Annotated in this window: 13 protein-coding genes; 8 read left to right on the forward strand and 5 right to left on the reverse strand. The window is 60.0% G+C overall.

Translation table 11 applies throughout. The features are described from left to right. Positions 1-53 precede the first annotated feature (53 nt). Entirely contained in the window at positions 54-2,927 is a 2,874-nt protein-coding gene (gene gcvP, locus C1Y43_RS12580) for an aminomethyl-transferring glycine dehydrogenase (protein ID WP_021506667.1), read from the forward strand. A gap of 73 nt (positions 2,928-3,000) precedes the next feature. Beyond that, positions 3,001-3,744: an SDR family oxidoreductase gene (locus C1Y43_RS12585; RefSeq protein ID WP_104188399.1), complete on the forward strand. Its 744-nt coding sequence runs from the start codon at positions 3,001-3,003 to the stop codon at positions 3,742-3,744. Positions 3,745-3,804: 60 nt separating this feature from the next. Here the strand turns inward: C1Y43_RS12585 and C1Y43_RS12590 are convergent, their stop codons facing one another. Next, positions 3,805-5,244, reverse strand: a complete 1,440-nt coding sequence (locus C1Y43_RS12590) for a 6-phospho-beta-glucosidase (RefSeq protein ID WP_031279480.1) — start codon at positions 5,242-5,244, stop codon at positions 3,805-3,807. Between the two features lie 124 nt (positions 5,245-5,368). After that, complete coding sequence (locus C1Y43_RS12595; protein ID WP_104188400.1) at positions 5,369-6,100, reverse strand: MurR/RpiR family transcriptional regulator; 732 nt, start codon at positions 6,098-6,100, stop codon at positions 5,369-5,371. A 176-nt stretch (positions 6,101-6,276) separates the two neighbouring features. Here C1Y43_RS12595 and C1Y43_RS12600 point away from each other — a divergent pair, with 176 nt between their 5' ends. Beyond that, the gene (locus C1Y43_RS12600) at positions 6,277-6,930 is read left to right on the forward strand and encodes a hemolysin III family protein (RefSeq protein WP_104188402.1); all 654 of its coding nucleotides are present in this window, start codon (positions 6,277-6,279) and stop codon (positions 6,928-6,930) included. Positions 6,931-6,982: 52 nt separating this feature from the next. Here C1Y43_RS12600 and ygfZ read toward each other — a convergent pair whose 3' ends face one another. Continuing rightward, the gene (gene ygfZ, locus C1Y43_RS12605) at positions 6,983-7,966 is read right to left on the reverse strand and encodes a tRNA-modifying protein YgfZ (RefSeq protein WP_104188404.1); all 984 of its coding nucleotides are present in this window, start codon (positions 7,964-7,966) and stop codon (positions 6,983-6,985) included. A gap of 228 nt (positions 7,967-8,194) precedes the next feature. Here ygfZ and sdhE point away from each other — a divergent pair, with 228 nt between their 5' ends. Together sdhE and C1Y43_RS12615 are read left to right on the forward strand one after the other, a co-directional pair. Beyond that, a complete protein-coding gene (gene sdhE / locus C1Y43_RS12610; RefSeq protein WP_010616925.1) occupies positions 8,195-8,461 on the forward strand; it encodes an FAD assembly factor SdhE in 267 nt (88 codons plus the stop codon). Continuing rightward, entirely contained in the window at positions 8,436-8,855 is a 420-nt protein-coding gene (locus C1Y43_RS12615) for a protein YgfX (protein WP_059011488.1), read from the forward strand. Before sdhE ends, C1Y43_RS12615 begins: the two co-directional genes overlap by 26 nt. Here the strand turns inward: C1Y43_RS12615 and fldB are convergent. Then, positions 8,852-9,370, reverse strand: coding sequence for a flavodoxin FldB (gene fldB, locus C1Y43_RS12620; RefSeq protein ID WP_010616927.1), 519 nt, complete (start codon positions 9,368-9,370; stop codon positions 8,852-8,854). The two genes, C1Y43_RS12615 and fldB, sit on opposite strands and share 4 nt — an antisense overlap. A gap of 100 nt (positions 9,371-9,470) precedes the next feature. Here fldB and xerD point away from each other — a divergent pair, with 100 nt between their 5' ends. The 3 genes from xerD to recJ are packed head-to-tail and all read left to right on the forward strand — an operon-like array spanning position 9,471 to position 12,837. Next, positions 9,471-10,364 carry a site-specific tyrosine recombinase XerD gene (xerD, locus tag C1Y43_RS12625; RefSeq protein WP_104188406.1) on the forward strand — a complete coding sequence of 298 codons (894 nt, stop codon included), beginning with the start codon at positions 9,471-9,473 and terminating at the stop codon, positions 10,362-10,364. A gap of 22 nt (positions 10,365-10,386) precedes the next feature. Further along, entirely contained in the window at positions 10,387-11,100 is a 714-nt protein-coding gene (gene dsbC, locus C1Y43_RS12630; RefSeq protein WP_104188408.1) for a bifunctional protein-disulfide isomerase/oxidoreductase DsbC, read from the forward strand. 9 nt (positions 11,101-11,109) lie between these two features. Then, positions 11,110-12,837, forward strand: coding sequence for a single-stranded-DNA-specific exonuclease RecJ (gene recJ, locus C1Y43_RS12635; RefSeq protein ID WP_104188409.1), 1,728 nt, complete (start codon positions 11,110-11,112; stop codon positions 12,835-12,837). Between the two features lie 3 nt (positions 12,838-12,840). Here the strand turns inward: recJ and C1Y43_RS12640 are convergent, their stop codons facing one another. Further along, the gene (locus tag C1Y43_RS12640; protein WP_104188411.1) at positions 12,841-15,600 is read right to left on the reverse strand and encodes an autotransporter domain-containing protein; all 2,760 of its coding nucleotides are present in this window, start codon (positions 15,598-15,600) and stop codon (positions 12,841-12,843) included. Positions 15,601-15,725: the final 125 nt, after the last annotated feature.

Genomic DNA, 15,725 nt, shown 5'->3' on the forward strand with positions numbered 1-15,725 from the left:
CTGCCTGATTTAATGCCATTTTGTCACCCAGCCCGATTCAGGATGTACTGTAAATGACTCAGACTCTCAGCCAGCTCGAACATAACGGTGCTTTTATTGAGCGCCATATCGGTCCTGATGCCGCGCAGCAGGCCACCATGCTGGAAGCGATTGGTGCCAGCTCGCTGGCTTCGCTGATCGCTTCAATTGTGCCTGCTGATATCCAGCTGCCAGGCCCGCCGGCGGTAGGCGATGCCGCGACTGAACAGCAGGCGCTGGCAGAGCTGAAAGCCATTGCCAGCCAGAATCAGCGTTACAAATCCTGGATTGGAATGGGTTACAGCGCCGTGATCACCCCGCCGGTGATTCTGCGCAACATGCTGGAAAATCCGGGCTGGTACACGGCGTATACGCCGTATCAGCCGGAAGTGTCGCAGGGCCGGCTGGAAGCGCTGCTCAATTTCCAGACCCTGACGCTCGATCTCACCGGGCTGGATATCGCTTCAGCGTCGCTGCTGGATGAAGCCACCGCGGCGGCCGAAGCCATGGCGATGGCCAAACGCGTCAGCAAGCTGAAAAACGCGACAAAATTCTTTATCGCCGATGACATCCATCCGCAAACGCTGGATGTGGTGCGCACCCGCGCCGAAACCTTTGGCTTTGAGCTGATTATCGATCGCGCCGAAAAAGCCCGCGAGCACGACGATCTGTTTGGCGTGCTGCTGCAGCAGGTCGGTACCAGCGGAGAAGTGCACGACTACCGTGAACTGATTGCTGAGCTGAAAAGCCGCAAAGTGGTGGTGAGCGTGGCGGCGGATTTCATGGCGCTGGTGCAGCTGGAAGCGCCGGGCAAACAGGGTGCTGATATCGTCTTTGGTTCCGCCCAGCGCTTTGGCGTACCGATGGGCTACGGCGGTCCGCACGCGGCCTTCTTTGCCAGCCGTGATGAGCACAAGCGCTCCATGCCGGGCCGTATCATCGGTGTGTCACGCGATGCCGCCGGTAACACCGCGCTGCGCATGGCGATGCAGACGCGCGAACAACACATCCGCCGTGAGAAAGCCAACTCCAACATTTGTACTTCACAGGTGCTGCTGGCGAATATCGCCGGCCTGTACGCGGTTTACCATGGCCCGGCCGGACTGAAGCGCATTGCCTCGCGCATTCACCGTCTGACCTCGATTCTGGCAGCAGGCCTGCAAAACGGCGGCCTGAAGCTGCGCCATCACAGCTGGTTCGATACGCTGACCGTTGAAGTCGCGGACAAAGCGGCGGTGCTGAACCGTGCGCTGAGCTTCGGCGTCAACCTGCGCAGCGATATCCTCAATGCGGTCGGTATCACGCTGGATGAAACCACCACGCGTGAAGACGTGCTGGCGCTGTTTGCCATTCTGCTGGGCGACGCGCACGGCCAGGATATCGAGGCGCTGGACGCCGCGGTGGCGGCGGAAAACAGCGCCATTCCGGCAGGCCAGCAGCGTACCAGCGAATTCCTTACCCATCCGGTGTTCAACCGTCATCACAGCGAAACTGAGATGATGCGCTATATGCACAGCCTGGAGAAAAAGGATCTGGCGCTGAATCAGGCGATGATCCCGCTCGGCTCATGCACCATGAAACTGAATGCCGCCGCCGAAATGATTCCGATCACCTGGCCGGAATTCGCTGAACTGCACCCGTTCTGCCCGGCAGAGCAGGCGAGCGGTTATCTGCAGATGATCGGCCAGCTGTCCCAGTGGCTGGTTCAGCTCACCGGGTACGATGCGCTGTGCATGCAGCCGAACTCTGGTGCGCAGGGCGAATACGCCGGTCTGCTGGCCATCCGTCGCTATCATGAGAGCCGTAATGAAGCGGGCCGCACGATCTGTCTGATCCCGAGCTCGGCGCACGGTACCAACCCGGCGTCCGCGCAGATGGCGGGCATGGCGGTGGTGGTGGTGGCCTGTGATAAGCAGGGCAACATCGATCTCGGCGATCTGCGTGAAAAAGCAGCGCAGGCCGGTGATGCGCTGTCGTGTATCATGGTGACCTATCCGTCGACGCACGGCGTCTACGAAGAGACCATTCGCGAAGTGTGCCAGATCGTGCATCAGTACGGCGGCCAGGTGTACCTCGACGGCGCAAACATGAACGCGCAGGTCGGGATCACCACGCCTGGCTACATTGGCGCTGACGTGTCGCATCTCAACCTGCACAAAACCTTCTGCATTCCGCACGGCGGTGGCGGTCCGGGCATGGGGCCGATCGGGGTGAAGGCGCATCTGGCGCCATTCGTACCGGGCCACAGCGTGGTGCAGATTGACGGCGTGCTGACCCAGCAGGGCGCGGTTTCTGCGGCGCCGTTCGGCAGCGCATCTATTCTGCCCATCAGCTGGATGTACATTCGCATGATGGGTGCCGAAGGGCTGAAGCAGGCCAGCTCGGTGGCGATTCTCAACGCCAACTACATCGCCAGCCGGCTGCAGTCAGCGTACCCGATTCTGTACGCCGGCCGCGACGGCCGCGTGGCGCATGAGTGCATTCTCGACATTCGTCCGCTGAAAGAGCAGACCGGCATCAGCGAGCTGGATATCGCGAAACGCCTGATCGACTATGGCTTCCATGCGCCGACCATGTCGTTCCCGGTCGCGGGCACGCTGATGGTCGAGCCGACCGAATCTGAGAGCAAAATCGAGCTGGACCGCTTTATTGACGCGATGCTGGCGATCCGCATGGAAATCGATCGCGTGGCCGACGGTGAATGGCCGGCTGACGACAACCCGCTGGTGAATGCACCACATACCCAGATGGAAATCGTCGGCGACTGGACTCATCCGTACAGCCGCGAGCTGGCGGTCTTCCCGGCCGGCAGCGCCAACAAATACTGGCCGACCGTTAAGCGTCTCGACGATGTGTTTGGCGATCGCAATGTGTTCTGTTCATGCGTTCCGATGAGCGAATACCAGTAATTTGCAGGCGTAATCCAAACCCTTCAGTAATACTAAAGGCCGATTTGTCGGCCTTTTTTTATGGGAGAAGCATATGGATCTGGCACTGGTCACCGGCGGTAGCCGCGGAATTGGACGGGCAACATCGCTGCTGCTGGCGCAGGCAGGTTATCGCGTGGCAATCAATTTCCGGCAGCGCGAAGCAGAAGCGTTGCAGGTGGTAGCAGATATCGAAGCGCAGGGCGGCAGCGCGTTTGCCTTACAGGCGGATATTGCCGATGAAGCGCAGGTGGTGCGCATGTTCCGCCAGCTGGATCAGCAGCCGGGCGCGCTGCGCGTGCTGGTGAATAACGCCGGTATTCTCTTCTCCCAGTGCCGGGTTGAGGATCTGGATGCTGCGCGCATTCAGCGCGTGCTGGCAACCAACGTCACCGGCACGTTTATCTGCTGCCGCGAAGCGGTAAAACGCATGAGCACCGCACACGGCGGTCAGGGCGGCGCTATTGTTAACGTCTCGTCAGCGGCCGCGCGTACCGGCTCGCCCAATGAGTATGTCGATTATGCGGCGTCGAAAGGCGCGATGGACACGCTGACCAGAGGATTGTCACTGGAAGTGGCGGCGCAGGGGATTCGCGTTAACAGCGTGCGGCCAGGGCTGATCTACACCGATATGCATGCCGACGGCGGCGAGCCGGGGCGCGTTGATCGCCTCGCGTCATCGCTGCCGATGCAGCGCGGCGGCCAGGCGGAGGAGATCGCTGCCGCCATCGCCTGGCTGGCCAGTGACGCCGCTTCATACGTCACCGGCAGCTTTATTGATGCATCAGGCGGTCGTTGAGCCGCACTTCACAGCCTGTCTGCGCGCGGCGCACATCTATACGTCGCGCGCCATTAGCGGTTACAGCACTTCACCATTGCTGGCAATCACCTGCTGATACCAGGCGAAACTCTTCTTCTTCGAGCGGGCAAAGCTGCCGCTGCCGTCATCGTTTTTATCGACGTGGATAAAGCCGTAGCGCTTGCTGTACTGGCCGGTGGTAAAGGAGACGCAGTCGATGCAGCCCCACGGCGTATAGCCCAACAGATCGACACCATCCAGCGCCACCGCTTTTTTCATCTCTTCGATGTGCGCGCGCAGATAATCAATGCGGTAGTCATCTTCGATTACGCCCTCAGCATTGGCTTTATCAATGGCACCAAAGCCGTTCTCAACGATAAACAGCGGCTTCTGGTAGCGCTCATACAGCGCGTTAAGCACGTAGCGCAGGCCGACCGGATCAATCTGCCAGCCCCAGTCGGACGCTTTCACATGCGGGTTAGGCACTACGCCGTCGAAGCCGGTGATCGGGTCGTCGACGCCGCTGGCTTTGGTGTCCACCGCATTGCTCATGTAGTAGCTGAAACCGATGTAATCGCAGCAGCCCTGACGCAGCGTTTCGGCGTCATCGGCTTCCATCTCAATGTGATAGCCCTTGCGCGCCCACTCTTTCAGCGTATAAGCCGGGTACGCGCCGCGCATCTGCACGTCGCTGAACACGTAGCGCTGATGCATCGACTCCTGCGCGCGCATCACGTCGTCTGGATGGCAGGAAAACGGATAGACCGGTACCATGGCGATCATGCAGCCAATCTGGAAATCCGGGTTGATTTCGTGGCCGCGCTTCACCACTTTGGCACTGGCAACGAACTGGTGATGCATCACCTGATACATCGTCTGCTCCGGCTTTTCATGCTCTGTGAATACGACGCCGGAGCAGCAGTAGCCGAACAGCGGATACTGCCAGTTGCGCTGGTTATTGATTTCATTGAAGGTCATCCAGTACTTCACCTTGTGGCGATAGCGCGTCATCACCACGTCACTGAAGCGCACAAAGAAATCGACCACTTTGCGATTAGCCCAGCCGCCGTACTCTTTAACCAGATGATAAGGCATCTCAAAGTGCGACAGGGTAATCACCGGTTCGATGCCATATTTCAGCAGTTCATCAAACAGGTCATCGTAAAATTGCAGGCCGGCTTCATTGGGTTGCAGTTCATCGCCGTTGGGGAAAATGCGCGTCCAGGCAATCGAGGTGCGGAAGCATTTGAAACCCATCTCAGCAAACAGCGCCACGTCCTGTTTGTAGTGTGAATAGAATTCCACCGCCTGATGGTTGGGATAGTGCTGGCCGGGCTGGACGCCGGGCGTGATGACGCGATCAACGCCGTGTGCGCCGCCGGTGAGAACATCGGCGATGCTGACGCCTTTGCCGCCCTGATCCCAGCCGCCCTCAACCTGATGGGCTGCCACCGCGCCGCCCCAGAGAAATCCGCTGGGTAACTGCAATCCTTCACTCATTTCAATACCTCGTCACGCTGTTGGCGAAAATAATACTGCCCGCAGTGTAACAACTGAAATAGCAAAGTCACGCTATAACACCGGCGCGGAAATGTGACTTGTTACCGCCGAAAAACAGGCTGTTTTATACCTGCGTGAGGCGGGAAATATAACGGCCCAGCGTCTCCAGAATATAAATCACCGGTACCTGGGTGGTAATATCGTAGCGGTCAGGCAGTTTCTCCTGCGGCACATGATAGGAGAGATTGAAATCCGCCATTTTCGCCAGCGAGCAGTTGTCGTGATTGGTGATGGAGATGATTTTACAGTGATGCAGACTGAACTGACTGGCAAAGCGCAGGATCTCTTCGGTTTCGCCAGAGACGGATAAAATAATCGCCAGCGCATTTTCCCAGGCGCTCTTACTCACCGGGTAATAAGGGTCGTCAATATGATGGCTGAATTTACCAATATTAGAAAAATAGCGTGCACCATATTTGCCGAGACTGCCTGAAGTACCGGCACCAATAAAGAAAATGTGCTCAGCCTCAATGATCATTTGCGCTGCGGTGGCAATCTGCTGATCAAATTCTGCGTTGTTGATGCTTTTAAAAAAGCTCAGCATTTCTCCGACGCCGGAGGGAAGCAGCACCGGCGCGCTTTGCTCCTGCGCCAGGCGAAAACGGATGCGAAATTCTGACCAGCCGTCACAGTGCATTTTGCGGCAGAAGCGCAGCACCGTGGTGGTCGAGACGCCCGCCTGCGCCGCCAGTTCGCGGATGGTCATATAACTGACACTTTCCCGGTGTTTGATGATGAAGTGATAAACCTGCATCTCAAGGTCATTCAAACGGGACAGGTCGCTGTGTGAAAACATTCGGGCGGCGCTCACGGCAAAAAGAAGCCTCAGTGTAACAGATTGGTTTGCCGCTGGGTTGTCACACCTCTTCACAGAATAATTTTAGCGTACATGTGTACTCTGAAATTGTTCTTCGCTACTCTGGTGCACAGAAAAAGCACAACTTTCGTTACGATGTTCAGGAATCCGACGCCATGGTACAGAACCGACTTATTGCCCAGGGCTATTCACTGGCCGAAGAGATCGCCAACAGCATCAGCCACGGCCTGGGCTGCGTGTTTGGCATCGTGGGGCTGGTGTTGCTGTTGACCCAGGCCGTTGAAATGCAGGCGAATATCACCGCCATTACCAGCTATAGCCTGTACGGCGGCAGCATGATTTTGCTGTTCCTCGCCTCGACGCTGTATCACGCCATTCCGCATCAGCGCGCCAAATACTGGCTGAAGAAATTTGACCACTGCGCCATCTATTTGCTGATCGCCGGGACTTACACGCCGTTTCTGCTGGTCGGGCTGCAATCACCGCTGGCGCAGGGATTGATGGTGGTGATCTGGAGTCTGGCGCTGGCGGGCATCATCTTTAAGCTGACCATTGCGCATCGCTTTAAAGTGCTGTCGCTGGTGACCTATCTCAGCATGGGCTGGCTGTCGCTGGTGGTGGTTTATCAGCTGGCAACCAAACTGTCGGCCGGCGGCGTCTGGCTGCTGGCGGCGGGCGGGATTGTCTATTCGCTCGGGGTGATTTTCTATGTGTCGCGCCGTATTCCGTACAATCATGCCATCTGGCACGGTTTCGTGCTGGGCGGCAGCGTGCTGCACTTTTGCGCCATCTATTTTTACGTGATGTAACAAGGCCAGGGTCGCCACTGATGGCGACCCTGCGGCGTACCAGCCGTAACCGTTACTCCTCCAGCGAATAGGGCAGTGGCTGGATGGTCAGCTTACCGCTTTCATCGCCTTCAACGCGCAGCACGCTATCCGGCTCCAGATCGTTGTTCAGCACCGCCTGCACCCACACGCTGCCATCATCCAGCTGTACGCCGCTCAGCACCGTGCCGGTGCGACGCCATTTGTCGCCCATCTGCAACTCCAGCGAACTGGCCGCGTCCGGTACTTTGCTGGCGCTGCCCGCCAGCCAGTAGAGCGCACGTTTGTTGGCGCCGCGGAATTTGGCGCGCGCCACCATCTCCTGGCCGGTATAACAGCCTTTTTTGAAGCTGATGGCATCCAGCGCCTGCAGGTTAGTGGCCTGCGGAATCAACTGCGCCGTGGTGGCGCTGTCGATCACCGGCACGCCCGCCGCAATATCCAGCGCCAGCCACTGCGTGCTGTCATTCAGCTGCGCTTCCCCGGCCAGCTTCTGCTGCAGCGCTTCGGCCTGCGCCGGCGTGGTGACCAGCAGAAAACGCTCGGCTGGTTCGGCGAACCACAGCAGGGTGGTGTCATCCTGCTGCACCACTGGGGTTGTGGCATCCGGCAGCGTGGCGAAAACGCTAGCCAGCGCGGCGCGCGCCTGAAAACCGGCAACGCCGAGCAGGACTGCGTCATCATCGGCCGCAATGGTCACTTTGGCGAACACCGCATACTTCTTCAGTTCGGTCACCTGCTGCTCGCGCAGATTGCGGCGCACAACATAGGCATAACCTTCTCCACGATGGAACAGACGCAGATTGCTCCACATTTTGCCTTTGGCATCACAGTGCGCTGCCGGGCGATGCTGCGCTGCGTCCAGCGCCGCCACGTCCAGCGTCAGCTGACCCTGCAGATAAGAGGTGCTGTCTTTGCCCTGCACCGATACCAGCGCCCACTCGTCGAGCGACATCAGCGTTAAAGGCAGGCGCGACGCCGCAGCGGGCTGGCGAGGCGGAAGGGTGAAAATCGGCATGAGTCCGTCCTGATCAATAAGGTTTATCCAGTAATATGCTTACCAATGTTAAAAGAGCAGTGCGCCATTGCAACCTGTTTGCGGAATCTGGCGCACAAATCGCGTGATAACCCTGTAACCGGTGGCATTGCTGTGCGTCATCGCGCGCAGTGTCCGGTTGCACGCCTGCAGCGCGGCGAAAAAGCAGGTACACTGAGCGCCACTGTTATCAGCTGTGGAAGAAGACACATGGATATTCATGACAAAGCGCGCGTCCAGTGGGCATGCCGTCGCGGCATGCTGGAGCTGGATGTCTCGATCATGCCGTTCTTTAAATATGAGTATGATTCGCTGAGCGACAGCGACAAGCAGGTGTTTGTCGCGCTGCTGAAGAGCGACGATCCGGACCTGTTTAACTGGATGATGAACCACGGCGAACCGGCCGATCCCGAGTTCAAACGCATGGTGAAACTGATTCAGCAGCGCAACCGTGAACGCGGGCCGGTGGCAATGTGATCTGCGCGCGTCACGCAGCGCGCGGGTGCTGAATGTGACGCTGTTCGGGCTGTGTGGCGCGCTGTTGCTGAGCTGCCGCTGGCCGGCGGGCTGGGCCTGGGTTCAGATCGCGGTAGTGATTCTGCTGACACTGCAGTGCTGGCGTAACGCGCGTCGCCTGCAGCAGCGCTGCGGAGCGCTCATGCTGGATGACAAGGGTGACTGGTACTGGCGCGGTGAGCGCTGGCAGGCGCAACGGCAGCCGGACTGGCTACCGTGGGGCGTGTTGCTGGTGCTGCGTAACCGTCGCGGGCAGCGCTGGCGGCTGTGGCTGCTGCACGACAGCATGCCGCCCGACGCGTGGCGCGCGTTACGCGCCCGCTGTTTTTTGCTGGATGGCGCGACGCCGCATTAAAGCAGCGCGGCGGTTTCGGTCAGAATCTGTTCGCACCACTGCTCAACGCGCTCTTCGCTCAACTCAAACTGATTAACGTCGTCGAGCGCCAGACCGACAAACTGCTGACCATCGGCGGTCAGCGGTTTTTTACTGGTAAACTGGTAGCCGTCGAGCGGCCAGTAACCGACAAACTGCACGCCCATCGGCAGCAGCAGTTCGTGCAGCATACCCAGCGCATCGAGGAACCATTCGCTGTACTCGACCTGGTCGCCCATGCCGTACAGCGCCACAATTTTGCCCTGCAGATTGAGCGCCGGCAGCTGTTGCCACACCGCTTCCCAGTCCTCCTGCAGTTCGCCGAAATCCCAGGTCGGAATACCGAGAATCAGTAAATCGTACTGTTCCATCAGCGACGGATCGTCATCTTTCAGGTTATGCAGTGTGACTAATTCTTCACCGATAAAGTCGCGGATTTTCTCCGCCGTCATCTCGGTGTAACAGGTACTGGAACCGTAAAACAGACCGATATTCATGCAATTAATGCTCTGACTGAAACTCACTCTGGCGCAATTGTACCAGAAGCAGGCCAGTTTCAGGCATAATGAGCACGATTTCACACGGCGAGGGGCAATAGTGCAGGACAGCGATCTGATAGAACAGTTTCTCGACGCGCTCTGGATTGAGCGCAACCTGGCGCAGAACACGCTGGCGTCCTATCGTCAGGATTTGCAGACGCTCACTGACTGGCTGCACCACCATGAGCGCACGCTGCTGACGCTGGAATCCGCTGATTTGCAGCAGTTTCTGGCTGAGCGGATTGAGGGCGGTTACAAAGCCACCAGCTCAGCGCGTACTCTGAGCGCGATGCGCCGTCTGTTTCAGTATCTGTACCGCGAAAAGCTGCGCAGTGACGATCCCAGCGCGCTGTTATCAGCGCCGAAATTGCCGCAGCGCCTGCCAAAAGACCTGTCAGAAAATCAGGTCGAGCGCCTGTTACAGACGCCGGCAACGGACATACCGCTCGAACTGCGTGACAAAGCGATGCTGGAGCTGCTCTACGCTACCGGGCTGCGCGTCTCTGAGCTGGTCGGTCTGACGTTGAGTGATGTCAGCCTGCGTCAGGGCGTGGTGCGCGTCATCGGTAAAGGCAATAAAGAGCGGCTGGTGCCATTAGGTGAAGAAGCAATTTACTGGCTGGAGCATTATATGGAACACGGGCGGCCGTGGCTGCTGAACGGGCAGACCATTGATGTGCTGTTCCCCAGCAACCGCGCGCAGCAGATGACACGCCAGACCTTCTGGCATCGCATCAAACACTATGCCACCCTTGCCGGCATCGACAGCGAAAAGCTGTCACCGCACGTGCTGCGCCACGCATTTGCCACACATTTACTGAACCATGGTGCCGATTTACGCGTCGTACAGATGTTGCTGGGGCACAGCGACCTGTCGACCACCCAGATTTACACGCACGTGGCGACTGAGCGCCTGCGTCAGTTACATCAACAGCATCATCCGCGCGCCTGAGCAGCGGCAACAAGGATTTGAGATGAAAAAAACCGTTACGACGCTGGCTCTGCTGGTCAGCGCCTTTTCTGCGCTGGCCCATGCCGATGACAGCGCGATTCAGCAATCACTGAAAAAACTGGGTATGCAGCAGGCGGAAATCCAGCCGTCGCCGCTGCCGGGTATCCAAACGGTGATGACCGAAAGCGGCGTGCTGTACGTCACCGAAGACGGCAAGCACATGATTCAGGGCCCGCTGTACGATGTCAGCGGCGCGCAGCCGGTGAATGTCACCAATCAGCTGCTGGAGAAAAAAGTCGCCGCGCTGGCACCGGAAATGATTGTCTACAAAGCGCCGAAAGAGCAGCACGTGATCACCGTATTCACCGACATCACCTGCGGCTACTGCCGCAAACTGCACGAGCAAATGGCTGACTACAACGCGCTGGGCATCACCGTGCGCTATCTGGCGTTCCCGCGTGAAGGCCTGCACGGCCAGGTGGAGAAAGCCATGACCGCCATCTGGTGCAGCGCCGATCGCAACAAGGCGTTTGATGCCGCAATGAAAGGCGACGCACCGCAAATGGATGCGCCGGCGAGCTGCAAAATCAATCTCGACCAGCACTACAAGCTGGGCATTCTGTTTGGTATTCAGGGCACGCCCGCCATCCTCACCGACAGCGGCATGATGATTCCTGGCTACCAGGGACCGCAGGAGCTGAAGCAGGTGCTGGACGGCCAGAAGCGTGGTGGTTAAGACACAGTGATGCACTCTGTAGAATTGCGTCGGCGTGAAGCCCAGGCCGACGCGCAGTTACCCGATGATTTACCGCCGCTGCTGCGTCGTCTCTACCTGCAGCGCGGTGTCAAAGACGCCGCCGAACTGGAACGCGGCGCGAAATTCCTGCTGCCGTGGCAAAGCCTTGGCGGCATTGAGCGCGCTGTGACGCTGCTGCACCAGATGCTGCAGCAGCAACGCCGCATCGTGGTGGTGGGCGATTTCGATGCCGATGGCGCCACCAGCACTGCGCTCACCGTGCTGGCGCTGCGCAGCATGGGCGGCAACGTCGATTATCTGGTGCCGAACCGCTTTGAGGACGGCTATGGCCTGAGCCCGGAAGTGGTGGAGCAGGCGCGCGCGCGTGGCGCCGAGCTGATCCTCACCGTGGATAACGGCATTTCGTCGCACGCGGGCGTCGACACCGCGCACCAGCACGGTATTCCGGTGCTGATCACCGATCACCACCTGCCGGGCGAAACACTGCCGGCGGCAGAGGCCATCGTTAACCCTAACCTGAGCGACAGTGCATTCCCGTCGCGTTCGCTGGCGGGCGTCGGCGTGGCGTTTTATCTGATGCTGGCGCTGCGTGCCCATCTGCGTCAGCTGAGCTGGTTCAGCGACGGACGCAGTGAACCCAATCTGGCCGAACTGCTGGATCTGGTGGCGCTCGGTACCGTGGCCGACGTGGTGCCGCTGGATGCCAACAACCGCATTCTGGTGTGGCAGGGGCTGAGCCGCATCCGCGCCGGCAAATGCCGTGCCGGCATCCGCGCGCTGCTGGAGATTGCTAACCGCGACGCGCGTCAGTTGGCGGCCAGCGACCTCGGTTTTGCCGTCGGACCACGCCTCAATGCTGCCGGCCGGCTGGACGATATGTCGGTTGGCGTTGCGCTGCTGCTGACGGAAGATATTGCCCAGGCGCGCATGCTGGCCAGCGAACTTGATGCGCTTAATCAGACGCGCAAAGAGATTGAGCAGGGCATGAAGAGCGAGGCGCTGGCGCTGTGCGATGAGCTGGAGCGCCAGCATCGCGATCTGCCGCTCGGGCTGGCGTTTTATCACCCGGAGTGGCATCAGGGCGTGGTTGGCATCCTCGCGTCACGCCTGAAAGAGCGCTTCCACCGCCCGGTGATCGCCTTCGCGCCGGCCGGTGACGGCACGCTGAAGGGCTCTGGCCGTTCGATTGCCGGCCTGCACCTGCGCGACGCGCTGGAACGCATCGACACGCTCTATCCCGGCCTGATCATCAAATTTGGCGGGCACGCCATGGCGGCGGGGCTGTCGCTGGAAGAGGCGAAGTACGATGAGTTCCGCCAGCGCTTTGCTGCGCTGATCGACGAATGGCTGGAGGGCGAGGCGCTGCAGGGCGTGATGTGGTCCGATGGCGAACTGCATGCGCAGGAATTTACCCTGCACACCGCGGAAATGCTGCGGGAAGCCGGCCCCTGGGGCCAGGCGTTTCCGGAGCCGGTGTTCGACGGTCAGTTTAAGCTGTTGCAGCAGCGTCTGGTGGGCGAGCGTCACCTTAAGGTGATGGTCGAGCCGCTGGGCGGCGGCCCGTTACTGGATGGTATCGCCTTTAACGTCGACACCAGCCTGTGGCCAGACAGCAGCGTGCGTCAGGTGCAGCTGGCCTACAAGCTGGATATCAACGAATACCGCGGCAACCGCTCGGTACAGCTGATCATCGACCATATCTGGCCGCAGTCGTAACCTTTAGAACGTGACGTCGACACCGCCGCGCAGCACCTTCTCATCGCCGCGATCGGCCACGTGGCGGTCGGCACGCAGGAACAGCCGCGCGCGTGCCGACTGCACCAGATCAACCCGCGCACCAAACCACTGCGAGCGGCGATCGAGCTGCATACCCGGGATGGTAAAGCTCTGCTGACCGCTGCCGAAGCCGCTCCAGCGCGCGCTGACGTCCATCGACGGATTGCTGAACGCGTACTGGTATTCGCCATACAGGCTCAGCATGCTCCACCAGCCCGCCGACCAGTCCTGGCGCGCGCTGAGATTCAGGCCGCCGTAACCGACGCTGCGGCGATAGCTGTCGCCGTCGCCCTGCAGACCAAACGCGCTGCCGCTGTCGCTGAAGCTGCCGGTTTGCAGGCCGGTTTCACGCCAGCCGAGATAGGGCTCAATGCGATAATCCTCCTGTAGCGTCCAGCGATAGCCGCTCTGTAACGCTGCCTGCCAGCTGTCAGTGCGGGCGGAAGAGGAGACCGGTGCAGCTTCATCCAGCAGCACCAGGCGCTGCAGTTTGTCGCGTCCATGCTGATAGCTGAGATTGCCCTGCCAGTACCAGGCTGGCGTCACCGCATAGCGCCCATACAGCATTACGCCCTGCAGGCTGTTCTGGCTGTTGCCGCCGGTGTCGTCATAGGTGGCATCAAGCTGAGTGTGCGTCCAGGCGATGCCGAGGCGCAGGCCGGGCAGGCCAAAATCGCTGTCGGCACCCAGCGCGGTCAGGGTATTGCGATAGCGGTTGCCGAGATAGCCATCCTGATCGAGCGAACCGCGCAGCTGACCGCTCTCCAGCCAGAAGCCGAAGCGCCCCTGTTCGCTGGCATCATCGATGCGGTTGTTGAGCAGGCGCGTCTGATAATCAAGCGCGTTGAACAGCACCGCATTGCCGGAGGCATGCGCCTGGCCGGACAGGGAGTTGATCGCCGCCTGTGCGCTGCGGGTGTCCGCCAGCGTCTGGAAGGCGCCTGCGGCCGCCAGCGCTGACTGCTGCGCACTGCTCAGCGTCGCCTGACCCTGCCAGCGGTCCGCCAGCTCAAACGCCTGCTCCAGGTTGCGGCTGGTTTGCTGCGCGCTGGTGCTATCGATTCCCATCGCCTGTGCCGCCGCGGCGGTGTTTTTACGCGTTAGCTGGCCGGTAACGCTGTGGGCGTCATAGCTGACGGAACCGTCGAGAAATACGCCGGTATTGACCTGGCTAAACTGACCGCTCACGCCGCCGCCGCTGGTCAGCAACGTTTCCTGCTGTTTCACCACGTAGCTGGCGGAGGGCGGCGCCAGGTTTAGCGTGCCGTCAAGCGCCGCGTTGCCGGTCACGCGCAGCGGATTGTTCAGCGTGACGTTGAGCGTACCGTCGGCGCTCTGCTGATAGTTGCCCGCTACCTGCAGGCCGCCGTTAACCGATCCCTGATTGACCAGATTGCCGCCGATGCGTCCGCTGCCACCCAGTTTGCCGCTGCCGTTTACCAGCGCATTGCCGGCAATCGTACCGTCAATCAGCAGGCTATTGGCGGAGACCTGCGTCAGGCCCTGATAGCTGTTGTTGCCGGTCAGCTGCAGCGTACCGCCGCGTTCGCTGCCGTCCAGCACCAGCCCGCGATCGCCGCTGATGTCATTGCTGAACACATACTGGCCGCCGTCGAGGCGCGCACTGAAGTCCTCTGCCCAGAATTGTCCCGGCCCGTTTAAGGCTTTGGCGGCGTTAAGATCGCCCCAGCCGAACGTCTCATTGTATGGCCGCCCGTTGGCGCTGTCAGCGACGTTATCGTGCGCATCACTGCGGTAGGTGGCGGTGGTCAGCAGGGTTTGCTGCAGGTTATGGCCGCTCATCCACGGGAAACGCTGCAGCAGCTGCGAGGCCGCAGCCGTCACGCGCGGTGCGGCAAACGAGGTGCCGTAGCTGCGCGCCTGCACCCAGCTGCCGTCGGAGTTTTGATACAGGTAATCGGTATAGCCCGGCGCGGTCAGGCACCACGCGGCGGCCGCGCCGCAGGCGTCAAACGGTCCGGTGCCGGCTGCGCGGCCTGGCAGGTCATAACCGGTATGACTCAGGATACCGGTCACCGCCAGCAGATTACGCGCCAGCTGCGGGTCGTTATACATCAGCGGTGTCAGCACGTCCGGTGCCGGCGTGGCGCCGCTGTTGTTGCCGGTGATCATCACCGCCAGCCCATCTGCCGCAGCCACCGCGTTGAGCCCCTGATACAGCGACTGATAGCGCTGGCGCGCATCGGTTAACGCCTGCTGGCTGGTGAGGCGCTCCTGCGAACCGTAGGACATATTGAAGATGCGTACGCCCTGTGCCACTAAGCCCTGCACGGCGCGCGCAGTATTGTCGTAGCTGAAAATATTATTTTGTGACGCCTGCGCCACATACAGCGCGCTGTCAGGCGACAGCCCCAGCAGCGTCATCGCCACCAGCGTGCCGTGCCCGTTGATCCCCATGTTGTCATTCAGCGCGGTGTTGCTGTCGACATAACTGGAGAAATTCACGTTGGCGTAATTAATTCCGCTGCGGCCCGGGGCCAGACCAGAGTCAATGATGCCCACTTTATTGCTGGCGGCCGTGGCCGGCACCGCAGGTTCAACGACCGGCGTGACCGGGGTCAGGGTGCTGCCGCCGCCGCTACCACCGCCGCCGCCGCCGCCACCACAGGCGCTCAGCAGAAACGGGATGATGAGCGCCAGCAGGCGCGGTGAGGATCGAAAAGTAACAACAGGATAATGCATGGCAACTCCTCATGCCTCTCAGGGCATGTTGTCGCCCGTTCACGTTAACGGGCCTGAATGCAGTCTTTCCCTGTCACGAATACTCCTGAGCAACGTGGCTGACAGACAGAACGCAATAGATGAAG

This window comes from Pantoea sp. ICBG 828, from assembly GCF_002928355.1.
Lineage (GTDB): Bacteria > Pseudomonadota > Gammaproteobacteria > Enterobacterales > Enterobacteriaceae > Pantoea > Pantoea dispersa.